This is a genomic window from Rahnella sp. CG8 (assembly GCF_023701875.1).
Classification (GTDB): Bacteria; Pseudomonadota; Gammaproteobacteria; order Enterobacterales; family Enterobacteriaceae; genus Rahnella; species Rahnella aceris.
Genome location: NZ_JABAED010000010.1, coordinates 115664 through 131047, shown reverse-complemented (window position 1 = coordinate 131047; position 15384 = coordinate 115664). Strand labels below are relative to the sequence as shown.

13 protein-coding genes are annotated in these 15384 nt (G+C 57.1%); 10 read left to right on the top strand and 3 right to left on the bottom strand.

The genetic code is table 11. From position 1 onward, the window contains the following. Position 1: 1 nt before the first annotated feature. Genes HGO41_RS11835 through relB form a run of 3 tightly spaced genes read right to left on the bottom strand, consistent with a single transcriptional unit; the run spans position 2 to position 2205 of the window. Positions 2–1447: an alpha/beta hydrolase gene (locus HGO41_RS11835; protein ID WP_112151980.1), complete on the bottom strand. Its 1446-nt coding sequence runs from the start codon at positions 1445–1447 to the stop codon at positions 2–4. Further along, positions 1447–1740 carry a type II toxin-antitoxin system RelE/ParE family toxin gene (locus HGO41_RS11830; protein WP_013573429.1) on the bottom strand — a complete coding sequence of 98 codons (294 nt, stop codon included), beginning with the start codon at positions 1738–1740 and terminating at the stop codon, positions 1447–1449. Before HGO41_RS11830 ends, HGO41_RS11835 begins: the two co-directional genes overlap by 1 nt. A gap of 3 nt (positions 1741–1743) precedes the next feature. Then, positions 1744–2205 (bottom strand): type II toxin-antitoxin system RelB family antitoxin, encoded by a 462-nt coding sequence (gene relB / locus HGO41_RS11825; protein ID WP_119261071.1) that lies wholly within the window; start codon positions 2203–2205, stop codon positions 1744–1746. A 270-nt stretch (positions 2206–2475) separates the two neighbouring features. Between relB and atzF the strand changes: the two genes are divergently transcribed. The 10 genes from atzF to HGO41_RS11775 all read left to right on the top strand — a co-directional run bounded on the left by atzF (position 2476) and on the right by HGO41_RS11775 (position 15376). Then, the gene (atzF, locus tag HGO41_RS11820; protein ID WP_013573427.1) at positions 2476–4326 is read left to right on the top strand and encodes an allophanate hydrolase; all 1851 of its coding nucleotides are present in this window, start codon (positions 2476–2478) and stop codon (positions 4324–4326) included. 9 nt (positions 4327–4335) lie between these two features. Continuing rightward, a complete protein-coding gene (gene uca, locus HGO41_RS11815) occupies positions 4336–7965 on the top strand; it encodes an urea carboxylase (RefSeq protein ID WP_250981049.1) in 3630 nt (1209 codons plus the stop codon). 28 nt (positions 7966–7993) lie between these two features. After that, positions 7994–8716: a GntR family transcriptional regulator gene (locus tag HGO41_RS11810; protein WP_013573425.1), complete on the top strand. Its 723-nt coding sequence runs from the start codon at positions 7994–7996 to the stop codon at positions 8714–8716. A gap of 69 nt (positions 8717–8785) precedes the next feature. Then, positions 8786–10054 (top strand): urea ABC transporter substrate-binding protein, encoded by a 1269-nt coding sequence (gene urtA, locus HGO41_RS11805; protein WP_013573424.1) that lies wholly within the window; start codon positions 8786–8788, stop codon positions 10052–10054. Between the two features lie 140 nt (positions 10055–10194). After that, positions 10195–11763, top strand: coding sequence for an urea ABC transporter permease subunit UrtB (gene urtB, locus HGO41_RS11800; protein WP_119261067.1), 1569 nt, complete (start codon positions 10195–10197; stop codon positions 11761–11763). After that, entirely contained in the window at positions 11763–12836 is a 1074-nt protein-coding gene (urtC, locus tag HGO41_RS11795) for an urea ABC transporter permease subunit UrtC (protein ID WP_014411446.1), read from the top strand. Before urtB ends, urtC begins: the two co-directional genes overlap by 1 nt. Continuing rightward, on the top strand, positions 12836–13633 hold the full coding sequence (gene urtD, locus HGO41_RS11790) for an urea ABC transporter ATP-binding protein UrtD (protein ID WP_013573421.1): 798 nt from the start codon (positions 12836–12838) through the stop codon (positions 13631–13633). Before urtC ends, urtD begins: the two co-directional genes overlap by 1 nt. 11 nt (positions 13634–13644) lie before the next feature. After that, complete coding sequence (gene urtE, locus HGO41_RS11785; protein ID WP_013573420.1) at positions 13645–14343, top strand: urea ABC transporter ATP-binding subunit UrtE; 699 nt, start codon at positions 13645–13647, stop codon at positions 14341–14343. A 233-nt stretch (positions 14344–14576) separates the two neighbouring features. Next, on the top strand, positions 14577–14993 hold the full coding sequence (locus HGO41_RS11780; protein WP_013573419.1) for a DUF2442 domain-containing protein: 417 nt from the start codon (positions 14577–14579) through the stop codon (positions 14991–14993). Positions 14994–15022: 29 nt separating this feature from the next. Next, complete coding sequence (locus HGO41_RS11775) at positions 15023–15376, top strand: hypothetical protein (RefSeq protein WP_250981048.1); 354 nt, start codon at positions 15023–15025, stop codon at positions 15374–15376. The last annotated feature ends 8 nt before the right edge of the window (positions 15377–15384 follow it).

The following is a 15384-nucleotide window of genomic DNA, read 5'->3' as shown; positions in this document are numbered from 1 at the left end:
ATCAGAAACCTTCAATTCGCTGCAACATATACGGATAAAACGGATTGGATGAAACCCGCATCAGTTGATCCATGCTCACCACCAGCGCGCCATTTTCTCCACGGGCAGCCAGTGTTCCCAGCCGGATGCCAAACTGCGCCGGACCTTGCGGATTGCGCCCGTACAGCGAATCGTCCGTCGGAAAAGGCAGCGAAACATGCGACAGCGAATAGAATTCCGACGGATAATTCAGGCCGAGTGGCGTAACTGACGTGCTATTTTGCCCCGCCGCAGTGGTTTTCGCGACAGCGGCGGCATCGTCCGGCGAGGCATTGGTGATAACCGTCGTCTGATAAGCGCGCGGGGGCGCAGGCAACAGGCGCTCTGCTGCTGTTTCAGAGGAAGGACGCAGCAGCGGGCCGACATAGGCACTGCGGTTGATATCAAACAGAACCAGCTGGCTGCCATTGGCGGGAAGCTGGTTAAACAACGCCGTCACCACGGCGCGGGAACTGACGGTGGAGTCAACAACCGACTGAAACGCCAGCAACGGTGGCAACTGCGCCAGCTTGCCGGATTGCGCATCCTTGCTGATCTGCTGCTGCAAAACATGGGTGAGCAGATAGGACTGACGGGCGGCTTTCACCGGAAAAGAATTGTATTTAAACGGATTAAATTCCGGCATCAGGTTCAGCCAGGCGGTTTTGGCAAAGGCCGGGAAAATTGCCGGCCAGCCCGCATATCCGGCAAAGCGCGCAAAACTGGTCACGCCAATCATCGGGGAAATCAGCACCACACGCGAAGGTTTCGCCAGCGCAGGGTCATCAAGGGAATCCAGCGTGTATTTCATCGCCAGCGCCCCGCCGTTGGAGAAACCCACCAGTTGCAGCGGTACATCTGTCCCGGCTGCGCGACGCGCTTCACGTACCGCCAGCCGCGTTGCCGCCAGCCACTGTTCCCAGTCCACCCGCGTCAGGCCGCCGGGCACGGTGCCGTGACCGGGCAGGCGGATACCGACAACCACAAATCCGCGGCGACGATAATCCTGCGCAATATGCCGCAGGCTGTAAGGGGAATCGGTCAGACCGTGTAACAGCACCACTGCACCGGCTGGCTTACCGTCGGGCATCAGCTCATAAGAGCGGTTCCAGTCCTGTGCAAAATGCTCGGGATAAATCGGGCTGCGATCGTAATAGCGGTTAAGCGGAATACGATCTTCTCTGTCGAGTTTGTCCGTCACCTGCTGCTTCACTTCAACAAACGCCTGCTGCTCCGCGCGCAGATACGCCGGCCAGTCGCTTTTATCCAGTTGCTCCGTACTCAGTTCGTCCGGCACCAGTTTGTGCCACGGTTCAAGCGGCGGCCCTTGTAAGGCGTCATAAGTACGCACAGCCAAAAGCGTGATAATCACCAGAACCAGCGCCAGTAACAGCTTTTTCAGGCGTTCAGAGAGATGACGAAGTTGCATTAAATAGGGGTTTCCTCTGGCCAATGCTGAGCGCTATGCACCAGCCTGATGATTTGAATTTCGGTGTCAGTCACGCGATATACCATCCTGAAATGCTTACGGATAATACATTCTCTGGTTCCGGTAACGCGTCCTGCTGCATACATGTCGGGACTTAGTAAAATGCGCTCTGCTGCGGCATCAAAATCATCATCCAGCTCAATAGCAGCATGAGGATTCTCACCCGCGACATAACTGAATATATGCTCGCGATCATCCTGCGCGTGTGGTTTCCATACCAGCATTTTGGTCATTCGTTACTTTTCCTGTTCCTTAAGTAACGCGGCTTTCCGGGCTGCAAACTCAGCCTTCACTTGTTCGTGAGGAATGACGGGGCGCGGATCATCCAGTGATTCCTGAACCCGTTTCCTGAACCACAGATCATAGGTGGCTTCATCCATCGCGGCAGCTTCATGCGCCCTTTTTAGCGCTGCCGACCGGTCGGGGCGAGTTCCTTTACCGCTCCCTACAGGATCATAGTCGGTAATATCCACTTCGAACTGGTTTATGCCCATGTCTTTTAAATAAGCCGCCAGCGTGTCGAAGCGCTTGAAAACCCGCACTTTACCGCTACGTTGTGCGATAAGGGTCCGCTGATGTTCGCCGTATCTGATCATTATTATCCACCCTCCCTGTTGTGCGACCACGCTGAGCTGGCTGACCGCGCCAGCTTCTGCCAGACAAATTAATGTTGAATGGTCGATAGTTTCTTTAGACATATCCCTGCCAGCCTTTCTGCAAATAATAATAAATCATCGGTTCATACAACTATATACCGATACCTCTACTGAGCCAGATTTATCTTTTTGATGCGAGCCATCGCGCAAATTTTCGCCCCATTTTTGTTCAGTTGCATTCCGTCCGTGGTGCAACAAATATACAGACCGGTCATACAACGAAACATAAACCCAGCAAAATCAATAGATAATGATTTGGCACAGGCTTTGCTTAGATGAATTCAATCTTGTATACCAGATGGGATTCACAATATGGCTTCAGCTTCAGAAACAGTCGCATCACCTTTTCGCGGTTTTACCCTGCGGGAATGGCAGCAGCATTACCGCAGTGCGCCCGACAGCCTGCGCACTACGCTTTCCCTGGTGTTGGGGAGCCTGAGTGACACAGACAATGCCTGGATTTATCTCGCCACGGCAGAACAGCTTGAAGCACAAATCACCCGTCTTGAAACCCTGCGCGATCAGGCTGAAGGCTCCCTGAGCGCCCTGCCGCTGTTTGGCGTGCCGTTCGCCGTCAAAGACAATATGGATATCGCTGGCTGGCCGACCACGGCGGCCTGCCCTGCGTTTGCTTATACCGCAGAAGCGGATGCCACCGTCATCGCCAATCTGAAAGCCAAAGGCGCGGTGGTGATCGGTAAAACTAATCTCGATCAGTTCGCCACCGGACTGGTCGGCACCCGCTCGCCGTACGGCGCGGTGCGCAATACGTTCAATCCTGATTACGTCAGTGGCGGCTCAAGCTCGGGTTCGGCTTCCGTTCTGGCCCGCGGTCTGGTGGCGTTTTCGCTGGGCACCGACACCGCCGGTTCCGGTCGCGTTCCGGCGGGCTTTAACAATGTTGTCGGGCTGAAACCGACCAAAGGCTGGCTGTCGAATACCGGTGTGGTTCCGGCCTGTCGCCTCAACGATGCCGTCTCGATTTTCGCCCTGACCGTCGCCGATGCCCAAACCGTGGCCCATGCCGCAGGCGGATATGACGCCGCCGATGCCTATTCGCGTAAAAATCCGCATACCGCGCCGGTGGCTTTTTCCGCACAGCCGCGCATCGCCATGCCTGACCGTCTGGAATTTTTTGGGGACGATCTGGCACAGGCCGCTTTCAGTGAGGCGCTGGATCGCCTGCGCCACCATGGCGTCACGCTGGAAACGATTGATTTCACGCCGTTCCGCGAACTGGCTGAGCAGTTGTATTACGGCGCGTGGGTGGCAGAACGCACCGTGGCGGTCGGCGAAATTTTTGAAGAAAGCCCGGAAGCAATGGATCCGGTCGTACGCGGGATTGTCGCCAATGGCCTGAACTACACCGCCTGCGATGCCTGGCGCGCCGAATATTTACGGGCGGAGCTGGCGCGCAAAATTAATCTGGCACTGGAAGGGTTTGACGCGCTGGTGGTGCCGACGTCGCCGACCATCCGCACCCAGGAAGAGCTGGTTCGGGAACCGGTGCTCTACAACTCACAGTTCGGTATTTACACCAACTTCACTAATCTGGCGGATTTGTCGGCGCTGGCGCTGCCTTGCAGCCTGCGCGCCGACGGCCTGCCCGCCGGGATCACGCTGATCGCTCCGGCCTGGCATGACGACGCACTGGCCAGTTTTGGGCGTCAGTGGCAGCGCAGCCTGAGCCTGCCGCTTGGCGCGACCGGGCTTACGATGAAACCTGAAGAATTCATGACATCCGCGCCGGTCAGTGCCGCCAGCGTGCGCGTTGCCGTGGTCGGCGCTCATCTGACCGGCATGCCGCTGAATTTCCAGCTCACCAGCCGCCACGCGGTACGCGTCGAACAAACCACCACTGCTGCCACCTACAAACTCTTCGCCCTCGCCAACACTAAACCGCCGAAGCCGGGGCTGGTGCGGGCTGAGAGCGGCAGCGCAATTATCGTCGAATTGTGGGATATCCCGCTGGCGCGCTTCGGGGAATTCGTCGCTGAAATCCCGGCACCGCTGGGGATCGGTTCTCTCGAACTGGCCGATGGCCGCATCGTGAAAGGCTTTATCTGCGAGCCATGGGCGACTGGCGGAGCCACGGATATCACCGCGTTTGGCGGCTGGAGAAGTTACATCCAGAGTCTGAATTCATCACCGGTAAAAAGCTGAGGAACGCACATGTTTACCACCGTTTTAATTGCTAACCGTGGCGAAATCGCCTGCCGTGCGATCCGCACGCTGAAACGTCTGGGCGTCACCAGCGTCGCGGTATATTCCGACGCTGACCGCAATGCCCCGCACGTCACACAGGCGGATATCGCCATCGCGCTGGGCGGCGAAAAGGCCAGCGAAAGCTACCTGATGATCGACAAAATTCTGGCCGCCGCAAAAGAAACCGGCGCGCAGGCAATTTATCCGGGGTACGGCTTTTTATCCGAAAGCGCAGAGTTCGCCGATGCCTGCGAAGCAGCGGGCATTGCGTTTATCGGCCCGACCGCCGGACAAATCCGCGAGTTTGGCCTCAAGCACCGCGCCCGCGAATTAGCCGGTGCCGCGAATGTGCCGATGACGCCGGGCACCGGTTTGCTCGACAGCATTGATGACGCGGTGAAAGCTGCCGCCGAAATTGGTTATCCCATCATGCTGAAAAGCACCGCAGGCGGCGGAGGCATTGGCCTGACGCGCTGTGATAACGACGAGGCATTGCGTGCCGCATGGGACAGCGTGAAACGTCTCGGCGAGCAGTTTTTCCGTGATGCCGGTGTGTTTCTGGAACGCTTTGTCGATCGCGCCCGCCACGTTGAAGTGCAGATTTTCGGCGACGGTAAAGGCCGCGTGGTGGCCCTCGGCGAGCGTGACTGTTCGTTGCAACGCCGCAATCAGAAGGTGGTGGAAGAAACCCCTGCGCCGGATCTGCCGCAGGCCAGCCGCGAAGCATTGCATCGCGCCGCCGTGCAGCTCGGCAAATCGGTGAACTACCGCAGCGCCGGTACGGTTGAATTTATCTATGACGCCGCGCGCGACGAATTTTATTTTCTCGAAGTAAACACCCGTTTGCAGGTTGAGCATCCGGTCACCGAAATGGTCACCGGTCTGGACTTGATCGAATGCATGCTGAACGTCGCCGCCGGTGAATCGACGGACTGGCCAGCAATGGAAAAAGCCCCGCAGGGCGCATCGATGGAAGTGCGTATTTACGCAGAAGATCCGCTGAAGAATTTCCAGCCAAGCCCCGGCGTGCTGACCGAAGTGTTTTTCCCCGAAGACGTCCGCGTCGATGGCTGGGTGTCTACCGGCAGTGAAGTGTCGGCGTTTTACGACCCGATGATCGCCAAGCTGATTGTGCATGGCACCGACCGGCAGGACGCACTGGCGAAAATGTCCGTCGCGCTGGCCGCCACCCGCCTGCACGGTATCGCTACCAACATTGATTATCTGCGTCAGGTCGTCGCCACGCCGGTGTTCCGCGACGCCAAAATGTGGACGCGCATGCTCGACAGTTTTGACTACTCGCCCAACGCCATCGAAGTGATCGCGCCCGGCACTTACAGCAGTGTGCAGGATTATCCGGGACGCCTCGGTTACTGGGATATCGGCGTGCCGCCGTCCGGCCCGATGGACGATTTTGCCTTCCGTCTCGCCAACCGCATTGTCGGCAATCATCCGGATGCCGCCGGTCTGGAATTCACGTTGCAGGGACCCACACTGCGTTTCCATTGCGACGCCGTTATCGCACTGACCGGCGCACGCTGCCCGGCAACGCTTGATGACGAAGCTGTTTCTTACTGGCAGCCGGTGGATGTGAAAGCCGGTCAGACACTGACACTTGGCCGCGCCACACAGGGTTGCCGCACCTATCTCGCCGTGCGTAACGGTTTCGACGTGCCGGTGTATCTCGGCAGCCGGTCGACCTTTGCACTCGGGCAGTTTGGCGGGCACGCCGGTCGCACGTTACGCGTCGCCGATATGCTGACTGTTTCACAGCCGGAACTCGCGGCCTGCACCACGCCCGCGCCGGTCGGTTTACCGCAGGCAGCCGAAAATATCGTGCCGCCTTACGGCGACATCTGGAATATCGGCGTGCTTTACGGGCCGCACGGTGCGCCGGATTTCTTCACCAAAGACGCCATCGATACGTTCTTCGCCGCAGAATGGCAGGTGCACTACAACTCCAACCGTCTCGGCGTGCGGCTGGTCGGTCCGAAACCACAATGGGCGCGGCAGGACGGCGGCGAAGCCGGTCTGCATCCGTCGAATGTGCATGACTGCGAATACGCCATCGGCGCGATTAATTTCACCGGCGATTTCCCGGTGATTCTGACCCGCGACGGGCCAAGCCTCGGCGGTTTCGTCTGCCCGGTAACCATCGCCAAAGCCGAACTGTGGAAAGTCGGACAGGTGAAACCGGGCGATAAAATCCGTTTCCATCCGATCAGTTTTGAACAGGCGCAGGCGCTGGAACGGGCACAACAAGGCACGCTCGATTCGCTGATGCCAGTCAACGCGATGGCGCTGCCGGTGCCATCCCTGCTGCCGGACACCACTGCATCCGCCACCATTCTTGCGGCATTACCGGCCACGGCAGAACGCCCTTCGGTGGAATACCGTCAGGCGGGCGACGGCTACGTGCTGATTGAGTACGGCGATAACGTGCTGGATCTGGCGGTACGCATGCGCATTTATCTGCTGATGAATGCCATCAAAGCCGCCGGTCAGCAGGGCATTGAGGAATTGTCGCCGGGCGTGCGTTCGCTGCAAATCCGCTACGACAGCCGCGTGCTGCATCAGACGGCGCTGCTTCAGCATTTACTGACGCTGGAAAACAGCCTGGCCGATGTCAGCCAGCTCAAAATCCCGACCCGTATCGTGCACATGCCGATGGCGTTTGAAGATTCCGCCACGCTCGGCGCGGTCGAACGCTATCAGCAAACCGTGCGCGCAGAAGCACCGTGGCTGCCCAATAACGTCGATTTCATCCAGCGCACCAACGGGCTGGCGAGCCGTGAAGATGTGAAAAACATCATTTTTGACGCCAGCTATCTGATCCTCGGGCTGGGGGATGTGTATCTCGGCGCACCGTGCGCGGTGCCGGTCGATCCGCGCCATCGCCTGCTGAGCTCCAAATACAACCCGGCGCGCACGTTTACCGCCGAAGGCACGGTCGGTATCGGCGGCATGTACATGTGCATTTATGGCATGGATTCGCCGGGCGGCTATCAGCTGGTCGGGCGCACGCTGCCGATCTGGAACAAGTTCCTGAAAAACGAGCAGTTCAAAAACGGCGAGCCGGGGCTGCTGCAGTTCTTCGATCAGGTGCGGTTCTATGAAGTCACCGAAGCCGAGCTGGACATTCAGCGCGAAGCCTTCCGCGAAGGACGGGCGCAAATCCGCATCGAAGAGACGGAATTTGATTTTGCGCACTATACGCAATTTCTCGCCGACAACGCCGCCGACATTGCTGATTTCCGCACCCGGCAAACCGACGCTTTTACCCGCGAAGTGGCGCACTGGCATGAGGCTGAAAGCGCCGCGGTGGAAGCAGCAGCCAATGCCGTGCAGTTAGTGGAAGACGACGCGGATCAGGGCGGCCATTTAGTCAGCGCTGACCTTAACGGCAACGTCTGGAAAATCCTGGTACAGCCGGGCCAGCAGGTCGAAGAAGGCCAGCCGCTGATCGTCGTCGAAGCCATGAAAATGGAACTGTCGGTGAACGCGCCGTGCGCCGGTACCGTCCTGAAAATCAGTTGCCAGCAAGGCCGTCCGGTCGGGCCAGGTGATGCGTTGTTGTGGCTGGACACAGCCGTTTAAAACTATCGGGAACAACAGGGAATATTTCATGCAACTCACGGGACCTAAATCTTCACGCAGTAAAAGCCGCCCGGAAGGGCTGGCGGAACGCATTTATCAGCAGCTGAAAGACGACATTTTCAGCTTCCGCCTGCTGCCCGGTGACCGGTTCAGCGAAAACGACATCGCTGACCGCATGGAAGTCAGCCGCACACCGGTACGTCAGGCGCTGTTCTGGCTGGAACATGAAGGCTATGTCGAAGTGTTTTTCCGCAGTGGCTGGCAGGTTCGCCCGTTCGATTTCGACTTTTTCGAACAGTTGTACGATCTGCGTATCGTGCTGGAACTGGAAGCAGTGAAACGTCTGTGTGCGTTGCCGCCAGCCGCTCAGCCCTTACAACTGGCTGAACTGAAAGCGTTCTGGATCGATCAGCCGCAACTGCAAGATGGTCAGGTGGTCTCGCGTTATGACGAGGAGTTTCACATGACGCTGGTGGCCGCGGCGGGTAATGCCGAAATGGCGCGAATCCACCGCGAGCTGACGGAGAAAATCCGCATCATCCGGCGGCTGGATTTCACCAAAGGTGAGCGGGTTAACGCCACCTATAAAGAACACGCGAGCATTTTGCTCGCCATCATCCAACAACAAACCGAGGAGGCACAGCGCCAGTTACACGATCATATTGCCGTCAGTAAGGCCGAGGTACGCAAAATTACTCTGCACATGTTGCACCGGGCCAGGGCGGAGAGTGACGAGGGCAACCCGTCATGACTTTTTTAAATGTTTTTTCGACTTTCTACATACCAGCGTTCTCTTAACTTTTCTTCAGAGGGTACATCTATGCAACGTCGACGTTTTATTAAAGCCTTTGCTCTTTCCGCTACCGTAGTCAGCATGGGCTTAGCCTGGAGCGCGCAGGCAGCCGAGACCATCAAAGTCGGTATTATGCATTCGCTTTCCGGCACCATGGCCATTTCAGAAACTCCGCTGAAAGACATCGCGCTGATGACCATTGACGACATCAACGCCAAAGGTGGCGTGCTCGGCAAAAAGCTCGAGCCGGTGGTGGTCGATCCAGCCTCCAACTGGCCGCTGTTCGCTGAGAAAGCCCGCCAGTTGCTGACGCAGGATAAAGTCGCGGTGGTGTTTGGTTGCTGGACGTCGGTGTCGCGTAAATCTGTGCTGCCGGTGTTTGAAGAACTGAACGGCCTGCTGTTCTATCCGGTGCAGTACGAAGGCGAAGAAATGTCGCCAAACGTGTTCTACACCGGTGCCGCGCCTAACCAACAGGCGATCCCGGCGGTGGAATACCTGATGAGTGAAGACGGCGGTGCGGCCAAACGCTTCTTCCTGCTCGGCACCGATTATGTCTATCCGCGTACCACCAACAAAATTCTGCGCGCCTTCCTGCATTCCAAAGGCGTGAAAGACAGCGACATCGAAGAAGTCTATACGCCGTTCGGTTACAGCGATTATCAGACCATCGTTTCCAACATTAAGAAATTCTCCGCTGGCGGCAAAACTGCGGTGATCTCCACCATCAACGGCGATTCCAACGTGCCGTTCTACAAAGAGCTGGCGAATCAGGGCGTGAAAGCGACGGATGTGCCGGTGGTGGCGTTCTCGGTCGGTGAAGAAGAACTGCGCGGTATCGACACCAAACCGCTGGTCGGTGACCTTGCGGCGTGGAACTACTTCCAGTCGGTTGATAACCCGACCAACAAGAAATTCGTGGCTGAATGGAAGGCTTACGCGAAGGCGCACAAACTGCCAAACGCCGATAACGCGGTGACCAACGACCCGATGGAGGCGACCTATGTCGGCATCCATATGTGGGCGCAGGCGGTGGAAAAAGCCGGTACGACGGATGTGGATAAAGTCCGCGCCGCGATGGCCGGACAGACCTTCGCTGCACCGTCCGGCTTCACGCTGACCATGGATAAAACCAATCATCACCTGCACAAACCGGTAATGATCGGCGAAATCGAATCCAACGGTCAGTTCAACGTGGTCTGGCAGACCGACAAACCAATCCGCGCCCAGCCGTGGAGCCCGTACATCGCGGGTAACGATAAAAAGCCAGATACCCCGGTAAAAACGACTAACTGATTGCTTTAGCTCCTTCTTGCGAAGGGGAGGGCTGGGGTGGGGTATTAATGGCAACTGTGTTGTTTGCAAAACCCCCTCCCCGCCTCCCCCTTCGCAGGGGGAGGAGCAAACCAGCATCAACTTTATGCGGCGAGAACATTATGAGAATCCTCATCCGATCACTGCTTTTCCTGCTTTGTTGCCTTCCGTTGCTGGCAGAGGCGGGTGCGGCGAATGACTTTGCTGCCGCCAGCCGCAGCCAGCAGGCCACGTTATTACAGCAATGGGCGGCAGACCCGCAGCCGGAAAGGCTGCCACTGCTCGAGGCACTGAAGCAGGAAAACGTCGTCATCGACGAAGCAAAACATGCGTTTGCGCAAAATGGCGATCAACTGACGCCGCTGGAAGGCGACGTTAAACCGCAGGGTGACACCAAAAAAGTCTGGCTGAACAACCGCCTGCGTATTCTGATTGCCAATGCGCTTTCCGCACACCGTCTGGTGAGCACCGACAGCGCGGTCCGTTTACAGGCCGCCAAAGCCTTACAGCGCGAAGCGCAGGCCGATCAGTTGCCGCTGCTGACCCGTCGTCTTGAACGGGAAAAAGACAGCACCGTTCACGACGCCCTTTCCATCGCGCTGGCAAATTTACAACTGGCTGATGCCAGTCCGCAGGTGCGCCTGAAAGCCGTTGAACTGCTCGGCACGTCGGGCGATCCGGATACTCAGGGCCGCCTGCAAAGCCTGACGGATCCGAAAACCGAGCCTGATGCCACGGTGCGTAATGCCGCGCTCGCCAGCCTGAAAGCGGTGCAGCATCGCCTGATGATTGGCGATTTACTGGGTCAGGCGTTTACCGGCTTATCGCTCGGCTCGATTCTGCTGCTGGCCGCACTCGGACTGGCGATCACATACGGTTTGCTGGGTGTGATTAACATGGCACACGGCGAGATGTTAATGCTCGGCTCTTACTCGACTTACATGGTGCAGTCGCTGTTTCAGCACTATGCCCCTGGCCTGCTGGCGCTGTATCCGCTGGTGGCGCTGCCGGTAGCCTTTTTCATTACGGCGGGGATTGGCATGGCACTGGAGCGCACGGTCATCCGCCATTTATACGGTCGTCCGCTGGAAACCCTGCTGGCGACCTGGGGCATCAGCCTGATCCTTATTCAGGGCGTACGTATGCTGTTTGGTGCGCAGAACGTCGAAGTGGCGAATCCCGGCTGGCTCTCCGGCGGTATTCAGTTGCTGCCGAATCTGGTGCTGCCGTACAACCGCATCGCGGTGATCATCTTCGTGTTGCTGGTGCTCGGCCTGACCTGGCTGCTGCTCAATAAAACCCGGCTGGGCATGAACGTACGCGCCGTCACCCAGAACCGCGCCATGGCGGCCTGCTGTGGGGTACCCACCGGGCGCGTCGATATGCTGGCGTTCGGCCTCGGTTCCGGCATTGCCGGTTTAGGTGGCGTGGCATTATCGCAGCTCAGTAACGTCGGCCCGGAACTCGGTCAGGGCTACATCATCGACTCCTTCCTGGTGGTGGTACTTGGCGGTGTCGGACAACTGGCGGGCACCGTGGTGGCGGCCTTTGGTCTGGGCATCGTGAACAAAATTCTTGAGCCGGAAATCGGCGCAGTACTGGGGAAAATCCTGATCCTCGCGCTGATTATCCTGTTTATTCAGAAACGTCCTCAGGGACTCTTCGCCTTCAAAGGCAGGGTGATTGACTGATGAGCCAGCCTCTGACGATTACCGGCGTACAAAAAGCGCCGAAGATTGCGATTTCGGTGGGCACGCTGGTGCTCATCATCCTGATTGTGATGCCGTTTCTGGCGCTGTTGCCCGCCAGTAATCCGCTGGCGATCTCCACGTACACGCTGACACTGATCGGCAAGATCCTCTGTTATGCGATCGTGGCGATCGCGCTCGATCTGGTGTGGGGTTATGCCGGTTTGCTGTCGCTCGGCCACGGGCTGTTTTTCGCCCTCGGCGGTTATGCGATGGGCATGTATTTAATGCGGCAGGCCGCAGGCAGCGGATTGCCGGACTTTATGTCGTTTCTGTCGTGGACCGAGTTGCCGTGGTTCTGGGCAGGTACGCAGCATTTCGCCTGGGCGCTGTGCCTGATTGTGCTGGTGCCCGGCGCGCTGGCGTTTGTGTTCGGCTATTTCGCCTTCCGTTCAAAAATCAAAGGCGTCTATTTTTCGATCATGACGCAGGCGCTGACGTACGCCGGTATGTTGCTGTTTTTCCGCAATGAAACCGGTTTTGGCGGCAATAACGGTTTCACCGGTTTTACCACCCTGCTCGGCTTTCCGGTCACCGCCACCGGCACCCGCGTGGGATTATTTTTAGCCACGGTTCTGGTGCTGGTCGCCAGTCTGGCGCTGGGCTTTGCGCTGGCGAGAAGTAAATATGGCCGCGTGCTGACGGCAGTGCGTGACGCTGAGAACCGGCTGATTTTCTGCGGTTACGATCCGAAAGGTTTCAAGCTGTTCGTCTGGACGATTTCCGCCATGCTGTGCGGTCTGGCGGGTGCGCTGTACGTGCCGCAGGTCGGCATTATCAACCCGGGCGAAATGTCGCCGACCAACTCTATCGAAGCCGCCATCTGGGTAGCACTCGGCGGACGCGGCACGCTGATCGGCCCGGTTATTGGCGCAGGCATCGTCAACGGCGCGAAAAGCTGGTTCACCGTCGCCATTCCCGAATACTGGCAATTTGTGCTCGGCGGCATGTTTATTCTGGTGACACTGTTCCTGCCGCAAGGCGTGATTGGCCTGCTGCGCAAGAGGAAATCCTGATGACCATGACCGAAGACCTGTTTACCCAACCGCAGCGGGCGGACCGGCACCGCGAACAAACTGACCCGATTTTGCAACTGGAAAACATCAACGTCAGCTTTGACGGCTTTAAGGCGCTGACCAATTTGTCGCTGAACATCGGCGTTGGCGAATTACGCTGCGTGATCGGCCCGAACGGCGCGGGGAAAACCACGCTGATGGACGTGATCACCGGCAAAACCCGACCGCAAAGTGGCCGTGTTTTTTACGACCAGCGTACCGATCTGACGAAACTGGATCCGGTGCAGATTGCGCAGTCAGGCATCGGGCGGAAATTCCAGAAACCGACGGTATTTGAAGCGCTGACGGTATTCGAAAATCTGGAAATCGCGCAGAAAACCAATAAATCGGTATGGGCGTGTCTGCGCGCAAAAATGAACAGCGAGCAGCGTGACCGTATCGATGAAATGCTTGGCACGCTGCGCCTCGCCGCTGAGCGCCACCGACCGGCGGGCCTGCTTTCGCACGGTCAGAAACAGTTTCTGGAAATCGGTATGTTGCTGGTGCAGGAACCGCATCTGTTACTGCTCGATGAACCGGCGGCAGGCATGACCGATGCCGAAACCGAATACACCGCAGAACTGTTCAAACAACTGGCTGGCAGGCATTCGCTGATGGTGGTCGAGCACGATATGGGGTTTGTGGAAACCATCGCTGACCACGTCACCGTACTGCATCAGGGTCAGGTACTGGCTGAAGGCTCGCTGCGTGAAGTGCAGGCCAACGAGCAGGTTATCGACGTGTATTTAGGGCGCTGAGGAGTCGCATTATGTTGCAGGTAAATGAACTGAATCAGTTTTACGGCGGCAGCCACATTCTGCGCGGCCTGTCTTTTGAGGCAAAAATCGGCGAAGTGACGTGCCTGCTCGGGCGTAATGGCGTCGGAAAAACCACGCTGCTCAAATGCCTGATGGGGCTGATACCGGCGAAATCCGGCACCATCACCTGGCAGGATCAGGTGATCAATTCCCGAAAACCGCACCAGCGTGTACAGGCGGGCATTGCCTATGTCCCGCAGGGACGCGAAATTTTTCCGCGTCTGACCGTGGAAGAAAATCTGCTGATGGGGCTGTCGCGTTTTTCCGGCAGCAATGCTAAACAGGTGCCGGATGAAATCTACCATCTGTTCCCGATCTTGCTGGAAATGAAGCATCGCCGCGGCGGGGATTTGTCCGGCGGCCAGCAGCAACAACTGGCGATTGGCCGTGCGCTGGCCTGCAAACCGAATCTCCTGATCCTCGACGAACCGACCGAAGGCATTCAGCCGTCGGTGATTAAGGAAATCGGTGCGGTGATCAAACAGCTCGCCGCCCGCGGTGACATGGCAATCCTGCTGGTCGAACAATTCTACGATTTCGCCGCCGAACTGGCCGACAGCTATCTGGTGATGTCGCGCGGCAGCATTGTGAAACGCGGGCGCGGGACAGAAATGGAGGCGGAAGGCGTGCGCGGGCTGGTGGCGATTTAGTCCCTGATAAAGTAACGCTCGCTAATTCATCCCTTCAGGTCTACCATAAACCTAACTGCTAGGTTTATGGATAAACTCATGCCCACAATTCTCCGCTTTTCAGGATAGTTGATTATGGTTTACAGCCATGATCACCTGCTGCGCCATGTTCATTTACGACGCGGAGATCAAAGCTTTGTTTCGTTACTTAGAAGCAAATATCGTCACGCTCAATGCTGAATGGGAGAAGATCCATGGCACCAATGACACGATTTGATGCGGCGTTAAAGCGCGGGGAGCAAACGGCTAATGACCCTTCCCGCCCTGTTTCGGTCGAATACCGTCCTGAACAACATGCCTTTATGATCATGCACGGCAACGGCGTCGGGTATCTTATTAACATTGATTTGATTGAAGAACTTCAGCACGCGACGCAGGAACAACTGAACACCGCAGCAGTCGATGGTTTCAGCAAAGCACTGCGTATTCCGGCCTGTAATGTGGATATTTACCTGCCGGGATTACTTGCAAAAATTCTTTTTGATGCCAGCGACTTACAGAAAATTGTTGCCTCAATTAACGGTGCCATGCGCAGCGCCGTTAAAGCCAGTGCCAGCCGGGAAAATGGTAAAAAAGGCGGACGTCCGCGTAAAAATACAGAGTTACGTTAATGCCCAAAATCAAAAGTCAGGAAGCTCTGATGCGTCAGCGCAAGCGCTGGATCATGCTGGCGGTGCTGTTGGCGGTGATCGCCGCAGGCCATCAGTGGTGGAAACAAGGGAAACTCGTCTCCGAGCAATGGAGTCCGAACAAACAGTATGTGGTGCGCGAGTATAAAACTTTCGAATTTATTCCGCGCATGACCATGCCGGGCGACGGCGGGCATTATTCCGGCTATATGCGTGTCTACAACCGCGACGGCAAACAATTTTACGAAGAGTATTCCGACCTGCTCGACTTTATCGAAGGACCGTTCTGGGCGAAGGAAGGCGTTTACTGGATGGGTAATGATAATCAGGACATCGTACGGTTGCCGACGTCGCCGGTGGGGTGATTAACAGA

Bases quoted from the DNA above. Each gene is read 5' to 3' on its own strand.
- urtC (WP_014411446.1), top strand. From the start codon at position 11,763: ATGAGCCAGCCTCTGACGATTACCGGCGTACAAAAAGCGCCGAAGATT.
- HGO41_RS11835 (WP_112151980.1), bottom strand. From the start codon at position 1,447: ATGCAACTTCGTCATCTCTCTGAACGCCTGAAAAAGCTGTTACTGGCG.
- urtE (WP_013573420.1), top strand. From the start codon at position 13,645: ATGTTGCAGGTAAATGAACTGAATCAGTTTTACGGCGGCAGCCACATT.
- relB (WP_119261071.1), bottom strand. From the start codon at position 2,205: ATGTCTAAAGAAACTATCGACCATTCAACATTAATTTGTCTGGCAGAA.
- atzF (WP_013573427.1), top strand. From the start codon at position 2,476: ATGGCTTCAGCTTCAGAAACAGTCGCATCACCTTTTCGCGGTTTTACC.
- HGO41_RS11830 (WP_013573429.1), bottom strand. From the start codon at position 1,740: ATGACCAAAATGCTGGTATGGAAACCACACGCGCAGGATGATCGCGAG.
- urtD (WP_013573421.1), top strand. From the start codon at position 12,836: ATGACCATGACCGAAGACCTGTTTACCCAACCGCAGCGGGCGGACCGG.
- HGO41_RS11810 (WP_013573425.1), top strand. From the start codon at position 7,994: ATGCAACTCACGGGACCTAAATCTTCACGCAGTAAAAGCCGCCCGGAA.
- urtB (WP_119261067.1), top strand. From the start codon at position 10,195: ATGAGAATCCTCATCCGATCACTGCTTTTCCTGCTTTGTTGCCTTCCG.
- HGO41_RS11775 (WP_250981048.1), top strand. From the start codon at position 15,023: ATGCGTCAGCGCAAGCGCTGGATCATGCTGGCGGTGCTGTTGGCGGTG.
- uca (WP_250981049.1), top strand. From the start codon at position 4,336: ATGTTTACCACCGTTTTAATTGCTAACCGTGGCGAAATCGCCTGCCGT.
- HGO41_RS11780 (WP_013573419.1), top strand. From the start codon at position 14,577: ATGGCACCAATGACACGATTTGATGCGGCGTTAAAGCGCGGGGAGCAA.
- urtA (WP_013573424.1), top strand. From the start codon at position 8,786: ATGCAACGTCGACGTTTTATTAAAGCCTTTGCTCTTTCCGCTACCGTA.